This is a genomic window from Cellulomonas sp. APG4, from assembly GCF_009996735.1.
Classification (GTDB): Bacteria; Actinomycetota; Actinomycetes; order Actinomycetales; family Cellulomonadaceae; genus Actinotalea.
On the sequence record NZ_JAACYI010000001.1, the window covers coordinates 25,074 to 42,661 of the forward strand.

Here is a 17,588-nt window from a genome sequence, read left to right on the forward strand (position 1 = left end):
CGTGGCGGCCCGGCCGGTCCCCTCCCCTTCCCACGCAGGAGCAACCCATGGCCGTGACCCCAGCACCTGCGCCGCCCACGTCGGCCGCGCGGACCAGCACTCCCCCTCCCCCGCAGCGGCGGTCGTTCCGCGACCTGCGCGGCAAGCTCGACGTCAAGCTCTCGCCCTACCTCTACATCTCGCCGTTCTTCATCGTGTTCGCGGTCGTGGGCCTGTTCCCGCTCGCGTACACGGCGTTCGTGTCGGTGCACGAGTGGCACCTCATCGGTGGCCAGGGCGAGTTCGTCGGGCTCGGCAACTTCATCGACGTGATCCAGCAGCCGACCTTCGCGACGGCGCTGCGCAACACGTTCAGCATCTTCCTGCTGTCGTCGGTGCCCCAGGTGATCGCCGCCATCATCATCGCGGCGGTGCTCGACGCGAACCTGCGCGCCCGCACCTTCTGGCGCATGGGCGTGCTGCTGCCCTACGTGGTCATGCCCGTCGCCGCGGCGCTGATCTTCTCGCGCCTGTTCGCCGACGACGCCGGCCTGGTCAACACGCTGCTGGGCGGGATCGGCATCGACCCGATCCGCTGGCACGCCGACGTCATCCCCAGCCACGTGGCCATCGCGACGATGGTCAACTTCCGCTGGACGGGCTACAACGCCCTCATCTTCCTCGCGGCCATGCAGGCGATCCCGCGTGACCTGTACGAGGCCGCGGTGCTCGACGGCGCGAGCCGGGTGCGCCAGTTCCTCTCGATCACGGTGCCCATGCTGCGCCCGACGATCATCTTCGTGGTCATCACCTCGACCATCGGCGGTCTGCAGATCTTCGACGAGCCGCGCATGTTCGACCAGTTCGGCCGCGGTGGCTCCGACAAGCAGTGGATGACCGTGACGCTGTTCCTGTACGACCTGGGCTGGGGTGCCCAGAAGAGCTTCGGTCGCGCCGCGGCCGTCGCCTGGCTGCTGTTCCTGATCATCGTGGTCATCGGCCTGCTCAACTTCGCCCTCACGCGACGCATCGCCTCGGCGGGAACCGCCCTCGAGACCAAGAAGCGCCGTCGTCCCGGGGCCCGCAGCAACGGAGGTGCGCGATGAGCGTGTCCGTCCCCATGATCCGGCAGACCGCCGGACCCGCGGCCGCACGCGCGGCCGGACGCAAGCGCGGGATCGGCGGCCCCAACCGGCGCCCCGGCTGGGTCAGCTACACGCTGCTCGGCCTCGTGATCGCCCTGTCGTTCTACCCGATCTACTACTCGTTCCTGCTCGCGTCGTCGGACTCGGCGACCATCGCGCAGAACCCGGTGCCGTCGCTCATCCCCGGCCCGCACTTCTTCGACAACATCGGTCGCGTCGTCGGTGCGGACATCAAGTTCTGGGAGGCCGTGGGCAACAGCGTCATCGTCTCCGTGGTGACGGCGGCGTCGGTCGTGTTCTTCTCGACCCTCGCGGGCTTCGCGTTCGCGCGGCTGCACTTCCGCGGGCGCCGTCAGCTGCTCGTCTTCATCATCGCCACGATGGCCGTCCCGGCCCAGCTGGGCGTGGTCCCGCTGTTCATCGTGATGTCGAAGCTCGAGTGGACGGGCAAGCTCATCGGCGTGATCGTGCCCGGCATGGTCACCGCCTTCGGGGTGTTCTGGATGACCCAGTACCTCGAGAGCGCCCTGCCGCACGAGCTCATCGAGGCCGCGCGCGTGGACGGCTGCTCGATGATGCAGACGTTCTGGCACGTCGCCGCCCCGGCGGCGCGGCCGGCGGCCGCGATGCTCGCGCTCTTCACGTTCGTCTCGTCGTGGACGAACTTCTTCTGGCCGTTCATCGTGCTCGGGTCGTCGAACCCGACGCTGCCCGTGGCGCTCCAGCTGCTCCAGGCGTCCTACTTCAAGGACTACGCGCTCATCATGGCCGGTGTCGTCATCGCCACCGTCCCGCTGCTCGTGCTCTTCGTGGTCGCCGGTCGGCACCTGGTGTCCGGGATCATGCAGGGAGCGGTCAAGGGATGAGCCTCCCGAAGGACTTCGTCTGGGGGGCCGCCACGGCGGCCTTCCAGATCGAGGGAGCGAGCCACGAGGACGGCCGCACGGACTCGATCTGGGACACCTTCTGCCGCGTCCCGGGCGCCGTGGCGAACGGCGACGACGGCACGGTGGCGTGCGACCACTACCACCGCGTGGACGAGGACGTCGCGCTCATGGCCGAGCTGGGCCTGGACGCGTACCGTTTCTCGGTCGCGTGGCCGCGCGTGCTGCCCGAGCCCGGTGTCGTCAACCAGAAGGGCCTGGACTTCTACGGGCGCCTCGTGGACCGGCTGCTCGAGCGCGGCATCACGCCGTGGCTCACGCTGTACCACTGGGACCTCCCCCAGTACCTCGAGGACCGCGGCGGCTGGGCCTCGCGGGACGTCGTCGGCCGGTTCACCGACTACGCGCTGACCGTCCAGGAGGCGCTCGGGGACCGCGTGCGGCACTGGACCACGCTCAACGAGCCCTGGTGCTCGGCGTTCCTCGGCTACGGGGGCGGCCAGCACGCCCCCGGCCGCCAGGAGCCGCAGGCCGCGGTCTCGGCGGCGCACCACCTGCTGCTCGCGCACGGCCAGGCCGTGCGGGCGCTGCGCTCGGTGCGTCCGACGGCCCAGCTGGGCATCACGCTCAACATGGCCGTCTTCGACCCGGCGGACCCGGACGACGCGGCCGACCTGCGGGCCGCCGACCGCTCCGACGCGGCGCTCAACCGGGTGTTCGCCGAACCGCTGTTCCGCGGCACCTACCCGCAGGCGGCGGTCGACGCCTTCGCCTCGGCGGGCGCCGAGCTCCCGGTGCACGACGGCGACCTCGAGATCATCGCGGCCCCGCTCGACTTCCTGGGGATCAACTACTACACGGGCCACCTGGTCACGGGGCACTCCCCCGAGGCCGCGGACCGGCTGACGGCGACGGCCCCGGTCGAGCGCGTGACCTCGAACCCCAACGTGGGGGTCGACGACGTCGTCACGCTCTCGCGGTCGCTCCCCCGCACGGCGATGGACTGGGAGGTCCAGCCCGAGGGTCTGCGGCGCGTGCTCGAGCGCGTCCAGCGCGACTGGAGCGGTCCGGCCGGTGTGGCGCTGTACGTGACGGAGAACGGCTCCGCCTACGACGACGTCGTCGGGCCCGACGGCGAGGTCGAGGACGAGGAGCGCACGCGTTACCTGCTCGACCACCTCGACGCCGTCGAGCGCGCCCACGAGGCGGGCGTCGACGTGCGCGGCTACTTCGCGTGGTCGCTGCTGGACAACTTCGAGTGGGCGTACGGCTACGCGAAGCGGTTCGGGATCGTGCACGTGGACTTCGACACGCTCGAGCGCACGCCCAAGCGCAGCGCCCAGGTGTTCTCGCAGATCGCCCGGACCGGCAGCCTCCCGGTCGGCGGTACGGTCGGCGTGTGACCACCACAGCCCCACGCCCGGGGCCGCCGACGATCCGCCAGGTCGCGGCGGCCGCCGGGGTGTCGAGGGCCACTGCGTCGCGGGTCATCAACGGCGGTCACCTGGTGAGCCCGCAGGCGCGCGCCGCTGTGGAGGCCGCGATCGCCGAGCTCGGGTTCACGCCCAACCCGGCGGCACGCAGCCTCGCGACCCGGCGCACCGGCACGGTGGCGCTCGTCGTGCCCGAGCCCAACTCGCGGCTGCTGACCGACCCGTTCTTCGGCGGGATCATCAACGGGCTCTCGCTCGCGCTCGACGACTCCGACCTGCAGATGGTCCTGCTGATCGCGCGCCCCGGGGCGAGCACCGAGCGCGTGGTGCGGTACGTCACCACCGGTCACGTCGACGGGGCGGTGGTCGCCTCGCACCACCGTGACGACTCGCTCAACCGACGGCTGCTCGACGCGGACCTCCCGCTCGTCTTCATCGGCCGCGCGCTTGAGGACCCCACGGCCCTGCACGTCGACCTCGACAACACGACCGGCGCACGCCTCGCGACCGAGCACCTGATCTCGACCGGGCGGCGACGCATCGGGACGATCGCGGGGCCGCCCGACATGACGGCGGGCCTCGACCGGTTCGAGGGCTGGCGGGGAGCGATGGAGGCCGCCGGCCTCGCGACCGACGTCGTGGGCCACGGCGACTTCACCGTGCGCAGCGGGGCCACCGCAGCCGCCGAGCTGCTCGACGCCCACCCGGACGTCGACGCGCTGTTCGTCGCGTCGGACGCGATGGCGTCGGGTGCGCTGAGCGTCCTCGCGGCGCGCAAGCTGCTGGTGCCCGACGACGTCGCCGTGTTCGGCTTCGACGACCTGGGCGTCGCCGAGACCACCGATCCCCCGCTCAGCACGGTGCGCCAGCCGGTGAGCGAGATGGCGTCCGCGGCCGGCCGCCTGCTCCAGTCCGTGCTCGCGGGCGAGGACCCGGGCGACCCCGTGCTGTTCTCGCCCCAGCTCACGCTGCGCGAGTCGGCCTAGGTCACACCACCGTCGCGCCGAGCGCGGCCCCGATCGCCCAGGTGGTCGCCATCGCGAGCGCACCACCGAGCACGAGCCGCGCCACGGCGCGCAGCCGGTTCGCCTTGCCCAGCCGGGCGCTGATCGACCCGGTGAGCGCGAGCGCGACCACCACGGCCACGAACGTGACCGGCTCGCGCGCCGTCGGCGGCGCGAGGACCACCGCGAGCAGCGGCAGCAGCGCTCCCACGGTGAAGGCGACGGCCGAGGCGAGCGCGGCGTGCCACGGGTTGGTGCGCTCGTCGGGGTCGAGCCCGAGCTCGGCCTTGACGTGCGCCGCGAGCGGGTCCTTCGCCGTGAGCTCGCGCGCGACCTGCATCGCGGTGGCCGGCGTGAGGCCCTGGTCCTCGTAGATCTGGGCGAGCTGGAGCAGCTCGCCCTGCGGGTCCTCGGCGAGCTCGCGCATCTCCTCGGCGATGAGGGCGTGCTCGGTGTCGCGCTGGCTGCTCACCGACACGTACTCCCCGAGCGCCATCGAGACGGCCCCCGCGACGAGCGCTGCGATGCCCGCGACCAGGATCGCCGTCGCGTCGGACGTCGCGGCGGCCACGCCGAGCACGAGGCCCGCGGTCGAGATGATGCCGTCGTTCGCACCGAGCACACCCGCGCGCAGCCAGTTGAGACGCGCCTGGAGACCCACCCCGCCGTTGCGCGCGGGGACCGGCGCTGCGCCCGTGGGCGCGGTCACCACCGGGACGTCCTGCGGCTCCATGGGTCCGACGCTAGGCCTGCGCCGGCGCCCCCGCCAGCAAGGCAGGACTCAGCAAGGTGAGGCTCAGCGAACCTCGGCGAGCACCCCGCGCACCACGTCGAGCAGTCGCGGGTCGGCGAGCACCCGGAAGTGCCCCGGCGTGGACAGGCGCACGTTCATCGCGCCCTCGAGCTCGCTGCCCGCGGGCACGTGCGGGTCGAACACGCTGCCCACCGACGTGATGCGCGCGTTGACCTCGCGCTCGGCCGCGAGGCCGACCAGCGTCGCGTCGGTCGGCAGGAACGCGCGGACGGCCCGCACGGGCACCAGGCGTGCGTAGACCGAGCCGGCGAAGGGCGTGCTGACCGCGACCATCGCCCGCAGACGCCCGTCCGGGTCCTCGGCGAGCATCGCGAGCTTGCCCACCAGGCCGCCCTTGCTGTGGGCCACGACGACGACGTCGTGCAGGTCGTGCGTACGCAGGTGCTCCCCCACGAGCCGTGCGGTCTCGGCCACGGGTGCGCGGTTGTAGCCCAGCACGGGCAGCACGTGCACCGGGTGGCCGTCGTCGTGCAGGGCGTTCGCGAGCGGCCACATGAACCCCCACGGCTCGTAGACCCCGGGGAGCACGACGACGGGCGTCCGGTCACCGGTGCGCAGGTCCGCCGGGTCCGCGCGTGCGACCAGGGCGCCGAGCTGCCGGGCGGTCACGTAGAGGTAGTCCAGCGCCCACCACCAGGCGCGGCGGATCACACCCACCGGGCCACCAGCTCGGGCCGGCGCAGCATCGCGACGTGCCCCTCTCCGGGTACCTCGGCGAGCACCGGCTCCGGGTGCTCCGCCGCCCAGCGGGCCAGCACCTCGCGCGGTGTCACCGGGTCGTGCTCGCCCCGCAGCAGCGTGACCGGCGGTCGCACCTGCGCGAGCCGGTCACCGAGCGGGTAGTCGACCATCGGGCCGAGGCTGGCGGCGTACCAGCGCGGTCCGCACCGCAGCCAGTCGCGCAGCATGAGGACGTTCGCAGCCACGGACTCGCGACGCACGTCCCGGAGCAGCCGCCGGGCCTGCCGGCCGGCGCTGCGCGCCGCAGGGTCCGTCACGGGGCCGAGCAGCACGAGGCTGCGGACGAGGTCGGGTCGCACGAGCGCGAGCTCGGTCGCCACCTGTGCGCCCATGGAGTGCCCGAGCACGGTCGCGGGGCGGGACGGGTCGAGCAGCGGGTCGAGCAGCTCGGCGAGGACGCGTGCGTGCTCCTCGATCGTGAGGGGGCGGCGAGGCCTCGGGCTCCGGCCGAAGCCGGGCAGGTCGGGCGCGAGCACTCCCCGCCCCTCGCGTGCGAGGTGGGCCGCGAGCGGGCGGAAGTAGCGGTGCGAGACCCCGATCCCGTGCACCAGCACGACGTCGGGCTCGCCACCCCAGCGGTGCAGCGCGACCTCGTGGCCCCGCACGGTCACCTCCGAGGTCCGAGGTTCGACGGCGAGCATGGCTCGCACGCTACGGGGCGGCGCTCACGACCGCTCCTCGGCCCCACCGGTCACGACCGGTGCGGGCTCACGCGGGCCGGACCTCTGCGAGGGGACGTCGGCCGCGAGGACCTGCGGCACGCGACTCTCGATGTCAGCCACCTGATCGGGCACGCGCTCGGCCGGCACCGGCCGTCCGATGCCGTAGCCCTGGGCCGCGAAGCAGTTGAGCTCCTGCAGCGCGAGCAGGGTCGGTGCGTCCTCGACGCCCTCGGCGACCACGTCCAGCCCGAGGTGCCGGGCGAGCTCGATCGTCGAGCGGACGATGGCGGTGCTCGCCCCGCCCTGGGCGAGGTCGGCGACGAACGAGCGGTCGATCTTGAGTCGTCGCAGGGGCAGCCGCTGCAGGTACGCGAGCGAGCTGTAGCCGGTGCCGTAGTCGTCGACCGAGACCGTGATCCCCAGCCGGTCGAGCTCGCCCAGCACCTGGACGGCGCGCGTCGGGTCGAGCATCGCCATCGTCTCCGTGAGCTCGAGCTCGAGCATGGAGGCGGGCACGGCGTGGCGCTCGAGACAGGCCCGGACCTGCTCGACGAAGTGCGGATCGAGCAGGTCGCGCGCCGAGAGGTTCACCGAGACCGTCAGGTCGGACCCGGCGGCGCGCCACGCCGCCGCCTGCGCCACGGAGCGGTCGAGCACGTGCAGGGTGAGTAGCCGGATCAGGCCCGTCCGCTCGGCAGCCGGGACGAACGCGACGGGCGGGAGCAGGCCGAGCTCGGGGTGCTGCCACCGCACCAGCGCCTCGACGCCGAGCACGCGGCCGGTGCTCAGGCTCACCTGGGGCTGGTAGTGCAGCACCAGCTCCTCGTGCTCGATCGCACGCACGAGCTCGCTCATCAGCCGCGACGCGGTCGCGCCGTCGCGGTCCATGTCCCCCGCGTAGCGCGCGACGCGCTCGGGATGCTCACGCGCGGCCGCGAGCGCGACCACCGCGCGGTCGAGCAGCTCGTCCGACGTGGCGGCGTCGTCCGGGGCCCCCGCGACACCCACGGCGACGTCCACGGTGAGCGTCACCTCGCTCAGCGCGAACTGAGCGGCGAGCAGGTCACGCACGACGTGCGCCCTGCGGCAGGTCGCCTCGTCGGCCGCGGCCGGCAGGAGCACGCCGAAGGCCTCGGCGTCGATGCGCGCGACCACGCCGTCAGGTGCCGTGGCCTCGACCAGCCGATCGGCGATGGCCCGGACGAGCTCGGTCCCGGCGCGCTCGCCCAGGGTGTCGTTGATCTCGCGCAACCGGTCGACCCCCACCACCAGGAGGGTCACGGGCTCGTCGTCGTCGATCCGCTCGTCGAGCCGCTGCGCGAGGCGGCGCCGGTTCTCGAGGCCCGAGCGCGGGTCGGTCGCCGCGATCACCTCGAGCCGCCGCGCCTGCTCGTGCAGGTGCCTGACCACGTCGAACATCCGCATCATCACGAGCCCGATCAGCGCCACGGCGGCGAACGAGACCGCCGTGGTGTGGGTGGGCAGGCCGAGCGCCGACTCGACGAGGATCGTGCCGGGCAGGATGCACACCGCCACCGCCAGCAGCGCGACGCGACCCAGGGTGAGGGAGCCGGTGACCGAGCGTGGGTGGCCGTGGTCGGCCATCGTCGGGTGCAGGGCGGCGGTGCCCCACACCACGTAGGCCACGAGCCACGGGAGGTCGAGCCACAGCACGTGCTCGTCGAGGGCCGGGACGTAGGCGCTCGCCTGGAACAGGGTGTCGGCCACCAGCACGCCCACGAAGCCCGTGGTCAGCAGGCGCAGCGTGAGGGTGCGGCCCGTGGACGTCGCGGCGAGGTGGAGCAGCAGCGTCAGCAGGGCGGCGTCGCCGAGCGGGTAGGCCACCCCCACGAGGCGTGTGACCAGGTCGCCCTCCGCGGCCGTCCACGTGGGTTCGATGAACACCACCCACAGCACGAGCCCGAAGCAGCTCGCGGCGATGAGCGGGTCGAGGATGCTCGAGCGCCCGACGACACGCCGGTGGTCGGCGGACATGCGCCACACCGCCAGCACGAACAGCGGGTACCCGGCCAGGTAGGCGACGTCGGCGGCCGAGGGGAACGGGTCGATCCCGACGACGTGGTCGAACCACCACCACAGCAGGTCGCCCACGGCCCACGAACCGATGCCGGCGGCGAGCAGGTACCAGCCGGTGCGCTCGCGCGGGCGGTGGAGCCGCACGCCGATGAGCACGGCGACGACGGCGGCGACCGCGACCGTGAGGTACACGAGGTCGCGGGCGGAACCGCCGGGCATGGCGAGCTCCACGCCGGTGAGCAGGCCGACACCGACGGCGAACACGGCCCACGGCTTCATCGAGAGGTCACCACGATCACCTCATCGGCCGGGCGGACGCTCTGTGAAGCAGTCAGACCACCCCGCCGTGCTCGTCCTCGTCACGCCCCGGGAGCAGCTCGACCGGCAGCTGCGCGACGGGTACCACGACGACGTCCTGCACCTTCCAGTCGACGTCCGCGGCCGCACGTCGCGCCTCCTCGAGGTGCTCGAGCCTCAGCCCACCGCGGGGAACCACGAAGCACTCGACGTGGAACACGTGCCCCTCGTCGCGGACGCGCGACTGGGCGTCGGCGACCCACGGGAGCGCGCGCAGGCGCTCGTCGACCTGCTCGTCGAGCGGGTGCGGTTCCCCGTCGACCGTCAGCCCGCGCGCGTCCATGAGGGCCGTGACCGCGATCCGCAGGTTGCGCACGCCGTCGTGCAGGATGCTGCCGGAGATGAAGAGCGCGGCCGCCGCGTCAGCCCACCACAGCCCGAGGCCGATGCCGAGCACACCGACGATCCCGCCCGCCGCCGTCATCCAGTCGGCCTTGTTCATGTCCGCGTCGGCGTGGAGCACCCTGTCGTGCAGCGCCACGGCGAGCGGCAGCTTCGCGCGGCCGAGCAGCACCGGCGGCACCGCGGTGTACGCCAGCACCGCGATCATGAGCCAGCCCGACCAGACGGGCTGGCCCGCGAGCACCACGAGACCCACGGGCGGGTGCTCGGCGGCCAGCAGTCCCGAGGCCGAGTCCCACACCATGAACGTGCCCATGATGACCAGCGAGGTCGCGGCGACGAGGTGCCCGATCCCGACCGAGCGGTGGAACCCGTAGGGGTGCTTCGCGCTCGGCCGACGCCCCGCGATCCGGACCGCCACGAGGAACGTGACCGGGGGGATGAACGACAGCATGTCCTCGGCCCACGCGGCCTTCATCGCCTGCGAGCTGCCCATCGCCAGGTAGACCGCCACGACGGCCGTGACGAGGAAGCCGATGGTCCACCACGCGAGGTGCTCGGCCCTGCGCAGGGCTTCCTGCTGCTCGTCGGGCAGCGAGGTGTGCCCGAAGCTCGAGGGCCGACGCGTGAGCGACCGTCGTGCGGTGCGCGTCATCCCCGCTCCCGGTGCTCGAGGAGGAACCTGTCGACCTCGACGAGGAAGGCGTTCTCGCCCATGGGGGCTGCCCACACGTGCAGCTCGTCCTCGCCCCGGGGGCCGCGCACGGTCGCGAAGGCGGCGGTCAGCGCTGCCTTCTGCGACCACGGCGACGTCGACGTCAACCCGCCGACGACGAGGTCCAGGTCGCCCTCCTCGAGGGATGCGATCAGGCTGCCCTCACCGCCGACCGTCCACTCGACCTCGGCGTCGAGCCGGGTCGCGAGCTCCTCCACGAGCTCGACCTCGATCCCCGCGGGCTGCAGCCCGATCCCGGCGGGCCGCACGTCGTCCGACGTCGGTCCCGGCTCGAGGACCACCCAGGGCTCGTCGAGCGAGACCCCCACGGCGAGGGTCCCGCCCGTGACCCTGTCGAGCGTCCCCTCGGGGTCCGACGGGATCGTCGCGCCGCACCCCGCGAGCACGAGGGCCGCCGCAAGTCCCACGAGCGCCTGCGCCCCACCGCGGCCCTGCACCACCATGGAGCCATTGAAGCCCGCGTCCGCAGATCCGCATCCCGAGCCGGCGCGGGCGGCGTGCGAGCGGCGGCGGTCAGACCTCGCCGGCTCGCACGGCTCTGCGGTGAGCGACGACGTAGCGCCGGCCGGTCCACAGCCAGGCGAAGAGGACCACCACGAGGACGACGACGGCGACCAGGGCGGGGTGCGTCATCGTGGGCACCGTCCCGGGGCGCTCGAGGTCGAGGCCGGACGCCACGGCCCACACCGTGAGGACGAAGGCGGGGGCGGACACGACGAGCACCCCGAGCAGCAGACCCCACGCACGCGCGAGCCACACGTGGCCGCGGTGCTCGGTGGCGCGGACGGTCCGACCGAGCCGGAGCGCGGTGAGCACCACGGCGACGAGCACGAGGGCCGCCGCGAGCAGCGTCGCCACGAGCGGGTCCCCCTCACCTCGCGCGGTCGTGACGATGCCGAGGTCCCCGGGCATCGCCTCGAGGAACCCGCGCACCGGTGCACCGAGCACCACGAACCAGTCGAGCACCACGACCAGCGCCACGACCGGCACGCCGATCACCACGAGGAGGAAGGCGAGGCTGCCGAGCCCGCGGATCGTCCCGCCCACGCCGACACCTGCGCCGGGACCGCCCGCACCCGCCGGGCCGCGCGCGCCGGCGGCGACGTGGCCGGCACCACCGCACCTGTCGCACCAGACCGCGTCCTCGCGCCCGAACATCCGGCCGGAACCCCCGCACGCGGGGCACGTCGTCCTGGTGTCGGGCACGGTCGCCTCCCCTTCGCGCGACCGGGGGCGCCGCGCGTCCGTGCGACCGACCGTAGCGAAGGGCGCTCACCCTGCGCCGTCACCCGTTCGGGTGGTCGCCCTATGCTCGACACGTGCGCCGAGGAATCACCCGTGCCGGGCTCGCAGCCCTCCTCTTCGGTGCGTCGACCCCGTTCGCCGCACCGCTCGCGCGCGAGACGAACCCCTTCATGCTCGCGGGCCTGCTGTACCTGGGCGCCGCGCTCGCGGTCCTGCCGAGTGCCGTGCATCGCCCACCGGACCCTGCGGCGCTGCGTCGCGGGGGTGGGCGCCTGGTGGTCGCCGTCGTGCTGGGCGGGGCCGTCGGCCCGGTGCTGCTCGCCCTCGGCCTGCGCCGCACGTCGGCGGCCGACGCCTCGCTGCTGCTCAACCTCGAGCTCGTGCTCACGGTGGTGGTCGCGGCGCTCGTCTTCCGTGAGCACGTCGGACGGCGCGTCGTGGCCGGGGCCGCACTCGTCACGGTCGGGGCGCTCGTCCTCACCGGGCCCGGTGCGGCGCCCGAGATGCGGGTCGGCGCCCTCCTGATCGCGGCGGCGTGCCTGTGCTGGGCGCTCGACAACAGCGTGACGGCCGAGCTCGACGAGCTCGCACCCGCGCACCTGACCCTCGCGAAGGGCCTGGTCGCCGGTGGCGCCAACACCGCGATCGGCCTGGCTGCGGGAGCGTCGCCCAGCACGGGCACCGTCGCGGCGGCCCTGGTGATCGGCGCCCTCGGCTACGGCGCCTCGATCACGCTGTGGGTCGCCGGTGCCCGGGAGCTCGGCGCCGCGCGCGCCCAGGTCGTGTTCGCGACCGCGCCGTTCCTGGGCGCCGTGATCGCGTGGACGCTGTTCGGCGAGCCCGTCACCGCCGCCGCCGTCGCCGCCGTCCTCGCGGCCGGCGCGGGCGTCGCCCTCGTGACGCGTTCCGACCACGCCCACGAGCACGTGCACCCCGCCCTGGTGCACGACCACGAGCACACCCACGACGACGGCCACCACGACCACGAGCACCCCGACGGCTTCCGTGGGCGCCACCAGCACCCGCACGAGCACCGTGAGCTCGTGCACGCCCACCCGCACGTGCCCGACGTCCACCACCGGCACGAGCACTGACGACATGACCACGTCGCTGCCCCGGGCCTGGCACGGGACCCACCTGCCCGGGACCCCCGTCGTCGTGCTCGGCGTGACGCCGGGACTACCGGCCTCGGTGGTCCGGGCGGCCGCCGACCTCTCCGTACGCATGGGCGCCGATCTCGTCTGCGTGTGGGCCGACCCGAGCCGCGTGGCCGTCGGGCAGGACGACGACGGCACCCTGCGCTCGGTCCCGCTCGACCCGGACGCGGTCGACGAGGACGCGGTCGTGCCCGAGGAGGAGCGCACGATCGACGAGCTCGAGCACGCGCTCGCGGGCCGCAGCCTCGCGTGGCGGTTCGTCTACGCGGTCGGTGACCCGGCACGCGCCCTTGACGAGGTGGCGCACCGCACCGACGCCCTGCTGATCGCCGTCGGGCCGCGCCGGCCCGGCCTCGCGGGGTGGATGGACCGTCTGGTGGGAGGCACGGTCGCCGGCCACCTGGTGCACACCCAGCACCGCCCGGTCCTCGTGGTCCCGCCCGCGCGGCCCGACGCATGACGCGGCCGGCCCACCTCTCCGCGCCGCTCGTCGCCGTCGTCGCCCTGGGCGGCGCGCTCGGGACCGCGCTCCGGTACGCGACCACCGCGCAACTCGGCGCGCCCGGCGGATGGCCGGTCGGGACCCTCGTCGAGAACCTGCTCGGAGCGTTCCTGCTCGGGGCGCTGCTCGAGGTGCTCGTGCGCCGGGGCGACGAGTCACGCCGCGGCACCCTCGTGCGCCTCGCGCTCGGCACCGGCGTGCTCGGGGGCTTCACGACGTTCAGCAGCCTCGCGATCGAGCTCGAGCGCCTCCTGGCCGACGGCACGGTGGTGCAGGCCGTCGCGTACGCGACCGTGTCCGTGGTCGCCGGTGTGACCGCTGCGTTCGCGGGGGTGGTCGTCGGGGCACGCCATCACCGGTGGCGCCGAGACCGCGCACAGCCCGGTGCCGAGGCTCCCGCCCCGCGGCCGCAGCGCGCCGCGCCCGAGGCCTCCGGGCGCACACCCCCCGTCCCGACCCGAGAGGAACCCCCGCGATGACCGAGCTGCTCCTGGTCGCGCTGCTCGGCGGGGTGGGTGCGGCGACGCGGTTCGTCGTGGACGGCGCCATCCGGGCCCGCCGCGCGAGCGCGCTCCCGCTCGCGACCCTCCTGATCAACGTCAGCGGATCCGCCGTCATCGGCGCCCTCACGGGCGCCCACCTGTTCCACGGCCTCCACGACGGCGTGTTCACGGCCGCCGCGGTCGGGTTCTGCGGCGGCTACACGACGTTCTCGACCGCGATGGTCGAGACCGTCCGCCTCGTCCAAGGTGAGGAGTACCGCCGGGCGGCCGTCTACGTGCTGGGGTCCCTCGCGCTGAGCCTCGCGGCCGCTGCGCTCGGTGTCCTGGCCCTCTGGCTCACGCGCTGAGCCGCACGGCGCGGCTCACGCGCTGACCCGCACGGCGCGGCCGCCGCGGGTGCCACGCCCGTCGCCTCGTACCTGCCGCGCAGCTCGCGCGTCCCGCCCCCCGCGCCCGGACGTGCGACCTGTGCGACGGTGGCAGCACCCCGTCGTCGGCGCCTCCACGACGCGTCGTCCGCGCCGCCCGCACGTCGGAAGGAGCAGCCGTGCCGAACCGCCTCGCCCGGAGCACGAGCCCCTACCTGCAGCAGCATGCCGAGAACCCCGTCGACTGGTACGAGTGGGGCGAGGAGGCGTTCGCCGCCGCCCGTGAGCGCGACGTCCCGCTCCTCATCTCCGTCGGCTACGCCGCGTGCCACTGGTGCCACGTGATGGCGCACGAGTCGTTCGAGGACGAGGCCACGGCGGCGTTCATGAACGAGCACTTCGTCAACGTCAAGGTGGACCGCGAGGAGCGGCCCGACGTCGACGCCGTCTACATGGAGGCCACCCAGGCCACCACGGGGCGCGGCGGGTGGCCCATGACCGTGGTCGCGACCCCCGACGGTCAGCCGTTCTACTGCGGCACGTACTTCCCGCCCGTCCCTGCGCACGGCATGCCGTCGTTCGGGCAGGTGCTCGCCGCCCTCGCCCAGGCGTGGCAGGCCGAGCGCGCCGAGGTCGAGCGGAGCGCGCACGGGCTGCGCGACGCCCTCGCACGCCGTGCCGGCCCCCTCGTCCCGCACGCGGGCGACCAGGCCGCGCCCCTCGACGACGGCATCCTCGCGACCGCTCTCGGCAGCCTCGCGCACGCGTTCGACACCACGCGGGGCGGGTTCGGCGGCGCCCCCAAGTTCCCGCCGTCGATGCTGCTCGAGTGGCTGCTGCGGCACCACGCGCGCACCGGTGAGCCCCAGCCCCTCACGATGGCCGAGCGCACGCTCGCGGCGATGGCACGCGGCGGCCTGCACGACCAGCTCGCGGGCGGGTTCGCGCGCTACTCGGTCGACGCCGGCTGGGTGGTGCCGCACTTCGAGAAGATGCTGTACGACAACGCGCTGCTGCTGCGGGTCTACGCGCACTGGTGGCGCCTCGCCCCGCCCGGGTCGCCCGAGCGCGAGCTGGCCCGGCGCGTCGTCGTCGGCACGGCCGACTGGATGTCGCGGGAGCTGCGCACGCCCGAGGGCGGCTTCGCCTCGGCCCTCGACGCCGACAGCCCCGGGCCGGACGGCGTGCCGCACGAGGGGGCGTTCTACGTGTGGACCCCTGCGCAGCTCGCCGAGGTGCTCGGCGACGACGACGGCGCGTGGGCGGCCGAGGTGCTCGCGGTCACTCCCGAGGGCACGTTCGAGCACGGCACGTCGGTGCTGCAGATGCCGCTCGACCCGGACCCCGCGCGCTGGGAGCGCGTGCGCGCGGCCCTGCTCACCGCGCGCGACCGGCGGGCCCGGCCCGCACGCGACGACAAGGTGGTCGCGGCCTGGAACGGGCTCGCCGTCGCTGCCCTCGCCGAGGCCGGTGACCTGCTCCAACGGCCCGACTGGGTCGCCGCCGCAGTCGGTGCGGCCGAGCTGCTGCGCACGCACCTCGACGGCGGACGCGTCGCGCGGGCCTCGCGCGACGGTGTGGTGGGCGCGGCGGCGGGCGTGCTCGAGGACCACGCGCACGTCGCCGACGGCTTCCTCACGCTGCTCCAGGTGACCGGGGACGCGAGCTGGCTCGAGCCCGCCCGCGCGGTGCTCGACGAGGTGCTCTCGCAGTTCCGGGCCGACGACGGCGGCTTCTTCGACACCGCGGCGGACCGCACCGACCCGGTGCTCGCCCGGATCCGCCGTCCGCGCGAGCTCGCGGACGGCCCCACCCCGGCCGGGCAGACCGCGGCCGCCGGGGCGCTGCTGACGTACGCGGCGCTCACCGGATCGGCACGGCACCGTGAGGCGGCCGAGCGGGCGCTCGTCGGGCCGTTGCGCCTCGCCGTCGAGGTGCCGCGCGCCGCCGGCTGGGCCCTCGCGGTCGCCGAGGCGCTCGCGGACGGGCCGCGCGAGATCGCCGTCGTCGGGCCCGACGGCGAGCGCGAAGAGCTGTGGCGCGTCGCGGCGCTCTCCCCCGCACCGGGTGCCGTGCGGGTCGCGGGTGCGCCCGAGGCCGACGGCGTCGCGCTGCTGGCCGACCGGCCGGCGCTGGACGGCCGCCCGACGGCGTACGTGTGCCGCGGCTTCACGTGCGACCGGCCCACGACCGATCCCGTCGAGCTCGCGGCGCAGCTCGCGGGGCCGCCCTCCCGATGAGTTCCGCGTGGTCGGCGGGTCGGTACCTTCATCGCAACCCGCCACGAGAGGACCGCGCATGTCGTTCCAGGCCTACCTCGACGCCGTCGAGAAGAAGACGGGGCTGACCCCGCGCGAGTTGCTCGCCGTCGCGCGGCAGAAGGGCTTCGACGCGCCGTCGACCAAGGCCGGCGAGGTGGTCGCGTGGCTCGCGGAGGACTACGGCGTGGGTCGCGGGCACGCGATGGCGTTCTGGCACGTGCTGCGCAACGGCGCGCAGATCAGCACGAAGCACGTGGGCTCCGCGGGCTCGCACCGTGACGAGTCCGACACCCTGTGGCTCGACGGCGCCGCGAACCGCCCCGCGGGTTCCTGAGCCCACACCACCGCCACGCCCTGAACCCGCACCACCGGTCCACCGTGGACCCAGCCCGGTGTGGAGCGTTTCCGGGGGCGACACGCCGGTGGACCCGGCGGGAACGCTCCACACCGGCCGGGAACGCTCCACTCAGGTCGAGAACACTCCACACCGGCCAGGAACACCCCGCACGCCGCCGACGGTCCACACAGCGCAGGCAGCAGAGGGCTGACAGAGTGGTGGGATGAGCAGCGCGGGGGTCGTGGCACCGTCCTGGAACCTCGCGATCGCCGTCGTCGTCCTGGTGCTCGTGGCCGTGGCTGCGGTCGGCGCGGCACGGCTCGACCTGCGCCGCGCGATCCTCACCGCGGCCGGCCGGGCGACCGTCCAGCTCGCCGTGATCTCGGCGCTGCTGGTCGCGGTGCTCGGCTCGGTGTGGCTCACGTTCGCCTACCTCGCCGTGATGCTGACCGTGGCCGCCCTGACCGCCGCGGGCAGGCTGGGCCTGCCTCGCGTGCGCCCGTGGACCGTGCTGCCGATCGCGGCGGGCGCCCTGCCCACGGCCGCCGTCGTGCTCGCGTCGGGCGCCGTGCCGTGGGCACCCGAGAGCATCCTGCCGGTGGTGGGCATCCTGCTGGGCGGCGCGATGACCGCGACCACGCTCGCCGGCCGGCGCATGACCGACACCCTCGAGCAGCGGCACGGTGAGTACGAGGCCGCGCTCGCCGTCGGCCTCGAGCCGTGCCCCGCCGCGCTCGAGATCGCCCGGCCCTCCGCGGGCCTCGCGCTCGTCCCGCCGCTCGACCAGACCCGCACGGTCGGCCTCGTCACGCTGCCCGGCGCGTTCGTCGGTGTGCTGCTGGGCGGCGGCTCGCCCGCCGAGGCGGGGGCCGCACAGCTGCTCGTGCTCGTGGGCCTGCTCGCGGCCGAGGCCCTCGCGGTGCTCGTGACGATCCAGCTGGTCGCGCGGCGCCGCCTGCTCTCGCCCTCGCTCGTGGCGCGCCTGCCCACCTGAGCCTCCTGCGGCCGTTCTCACAGCGCCCGACGACGCTGTTCTCACAGCGCCCGACAGCGCGGCGTGCGGACAAGGTTCCGTGGCGGT

General features: G+C 74.3%; 18 protein-coding genes. 11 read left to right on the forward strand and 7 right to left on the reverse strand.

Annotation, left to right across the window (positions count from 1 at the left end):
* The first annotated feature begins 47 nt into the window (after positions 1-47).
* Genes GXB85_RS00120 through GXB85_RS00135 form a run of 4 tightly spaced genes read left to right on the forward strand, consistent with a single transcriptional unit; the run spans position 48 to position 4,427 of the window.
* Positions 48-1,085: a carbohydrate ABC transporter permease gene (locus GXB85_RS00120; RefSeq protein WP_161915632.1), complete on the forward strand. Its 1,038-nt coding sequence runs from the start codon at positions 48-50 to the stop codon at positions 1,083-1,085.
* On the forward strand, positions 1,082-1,990 hold the full coding sequence (locus GXB85_RS00125) for a carbohydrate ABC transporter permease (protein WP_161915633.1): 909 nt from the start codon (positions 1,082-1,084) through the stop codon (positions 1,988-1,990). The genes GXB85_RS00120 and GXB85_RS00125 overlap by 4 nt, the downstream gene beginning before the upstream one ends.
* Positions 1,987-3,411, forward strand: a complete 1,425-nt coding sequence (locus GXB85_RS00130) for a GH1 family beta-glucosidase (protein WP_161915634.1) — start codon at positions 1,987-1,989, stop codon at positions 3,409-3,411. The genes GXB85_RS00125 and GXB85_RS00130 overlap by 4 nt, the downstream gene beginning before the upstream one ends.
* Positions 3,408-4,427 carry a LacI family DNA-binding transcriptional regulator gene (locus GXB85_RS00135; RefSeq protein WP_161915635.1) on the forward strand — a complete coding sequence of 340 codons (1,020 nt, stop codon included), beginning with the start codon at positions 3,408-3,410 and terminating at the stop codon, positions 4,425-4,427. The genes GXB85_RS00130 and GXB85_RS00135 overlap by 4 nt, the downstream gene beginning before the upstream one ends.
* Before the next feature lies 1 nt (position 4,428).
* On the opposite strand, the gene GXB85_RS00140 is transcribed toward GXB85_RS00135, so the two are convergent.
* The 7 genes from GXB85_RS00140 to GXB85_RS00170 form a co-directional block, all read right to left on the reverse strand.
* Positions 4,429-5,178 (reverse strand): VIT family protein, encoded by a 750-nt coding sequence (locus tag GXB85_RS00140; RefSeq protein ID WP_161915636.1) that lies wholly within the window; start codon positions 5,176-5,178, stop codon positions 4,429-4,431.
* A 63-nt stretch (positions 5,179-5,241) separates the two neighbouring features.
* Entirely contained in the window at positions 5,242-5,916 is a 675-nt protein-coding gene (locus GXB85_RS00145; RefSeq protein WP_370523907.1) for an esterase/lipase family protein, read from the reverse strand.
* On the reverse strand, positions 5,907-6,641 hold the full coding sequence (locus tag GXB85_RS00150) for an alpha/beta fold hydrolase (RefSeq protein WP_161915637.1): 735 nt from the start codon (positions 6,639-6,641) through the stop codon (positions 5,907-5,909). Before GXB85_RS00150 ends, GXB85_RS00145 begins: the two co-directional genes overlap by 10 nt.
* A gap of 24 nt (positions 6,642-6,665) precedes the next feature.
* A complete protein-coding gene (locus tag GXB85_RS00155) occupies positions 6,666-8,978 on the reverse strand; it encodes a bifunctional diguanylate cyclase/phosphodiesterase (RefSeq protein WP_161915638.1) in 2,313 nt (770 codons plus the stop codon).
* A 52-nt stretch (positions 8,979-9,030) separates the two neighbouring features.
* Positions 9,031-10,053: a cation transporter gene (locus tag GXB85_RS00160; RefSeq protein WP_161915639.1), complete on the reverse strand. Its 1,023-nt coding sequence runs from the start codon at positions 10,051-10,053 to the stop codon at positions 9,031-9,033.
* Positions 10,050-10,577, reverse strand: a complete 528-nt coding sequence (locus GXB85_RS00165; protein WP_161915640.1) for a transporter substrate-binding domain-containing protein — start codon at positions 10,575-10,577, stop codon at positions 10,050-10,052. Before GXB85_RS00165 ends, GXB85_RS00160 begins: the two co-directional genes overlap by 4 nt.
* 70 nt (positions 10,578-10,647) lie before the next feature.
* On the reverse strand, positions 10,648-11,340 hold the full coding sequence (locus GXB85_RS00170) for a hypothetical protein (protein WP_161915641.1): 693 nt from the start codon (positions 11,338-11,340) through the stop codon (positions 10,648-10,650).
* Positions 11,341-11,453: 113 nt separating this feature from the next.
* On the opposite strand from GXB85_RS00170, the gene GXB85_RS00175 reads away from it, so the two are divergent.
* The 7 genes from GXB85_RS00175 to GXB85_RS00205 all read left to right on the forward strand — a co-directional run bounded on the left by GXB85_RS00175 (position 11,454) and on the right by GXB85_RS00205 (position 17,501).
* Entirely contained in the window at positions 11,454-12,473 is a 1,020-nt protein-coding gene (locus GXB85_RS00175; RefSeq protein WP_161915642.1) for a DMT family transporter, read from the forward strand.
* Positions 12,474-12,477: 4 nt separating this feature from the next.
* Entirely contained in the window at positions 12,478-12,996 is a 519-nt protein-coding gene (locus tag GXB85_RS00180; protein WP_161915643.1) for a universal stress protein, read from the forward strand.
* Entirely contained in the window at positions 12,993-13,517 is a 525-nt protein-coding gene (locus tag GXB85_RS00185; protein ID WP_161915644.1) for a CrcB family protein, read from the forward strand. Before GXB85_RS00180 ends, GXB85_RS00185 begins: the two co-directional genes overlap by 4 nt.
* Positions 13,514-13,888, forward strand: a complete 375-nt coding sequence (locus GXB85_RS00190) for a CrcB family protein (protein WP_161915645.1) — start codon at positions 13,514-13,516, stop codon at positions 13,886-13,888. The genes GXB85_RS00185 and GXB85_RS00190 overlap by 4 nt, the downstream gene beginning before the upstream one ends.
* Positions 13,889-14,088: 200 nt before the next feature.
* Positions 14,089-16,149, forward strand: coding sequence for a thioredoxin domain-containing protein (locus GXB85_RS00195; RefSeq protein ID WP_161915646.1), 2,061 nt, complete (start codon positions 14,089-14,091; stop codon positions 16,147-16,149).
* A 58-nt stretch (positions 16,150-16,207) separates the two neighbouring features.
* Entirely contained in the window at positions 16,208-16,504 is a 297-nt protein-coding gene (locus GXB85_RS00200; protein ID WP_161915647.1) for a DUF4287 domain-containing protein, read from the forward strand.
* 226 nt (positions 16,505-16,730) lie between these two features.
* The gene (locus tag GXB85_RS00205; RefSeq protein ID WP_161915648.1) at positions 16,731-17,501 is read left to right on the forward strand and encodes an ABC transporter permease; all 771 of its coding nucleotides are present in this window, start codon (positions 16,731-16,733) and stop codon (positions 17,499-17,501) included.
* The last annotated feature ends 87 nt before the right edge of the window (positions 17,502-17,588 follow it).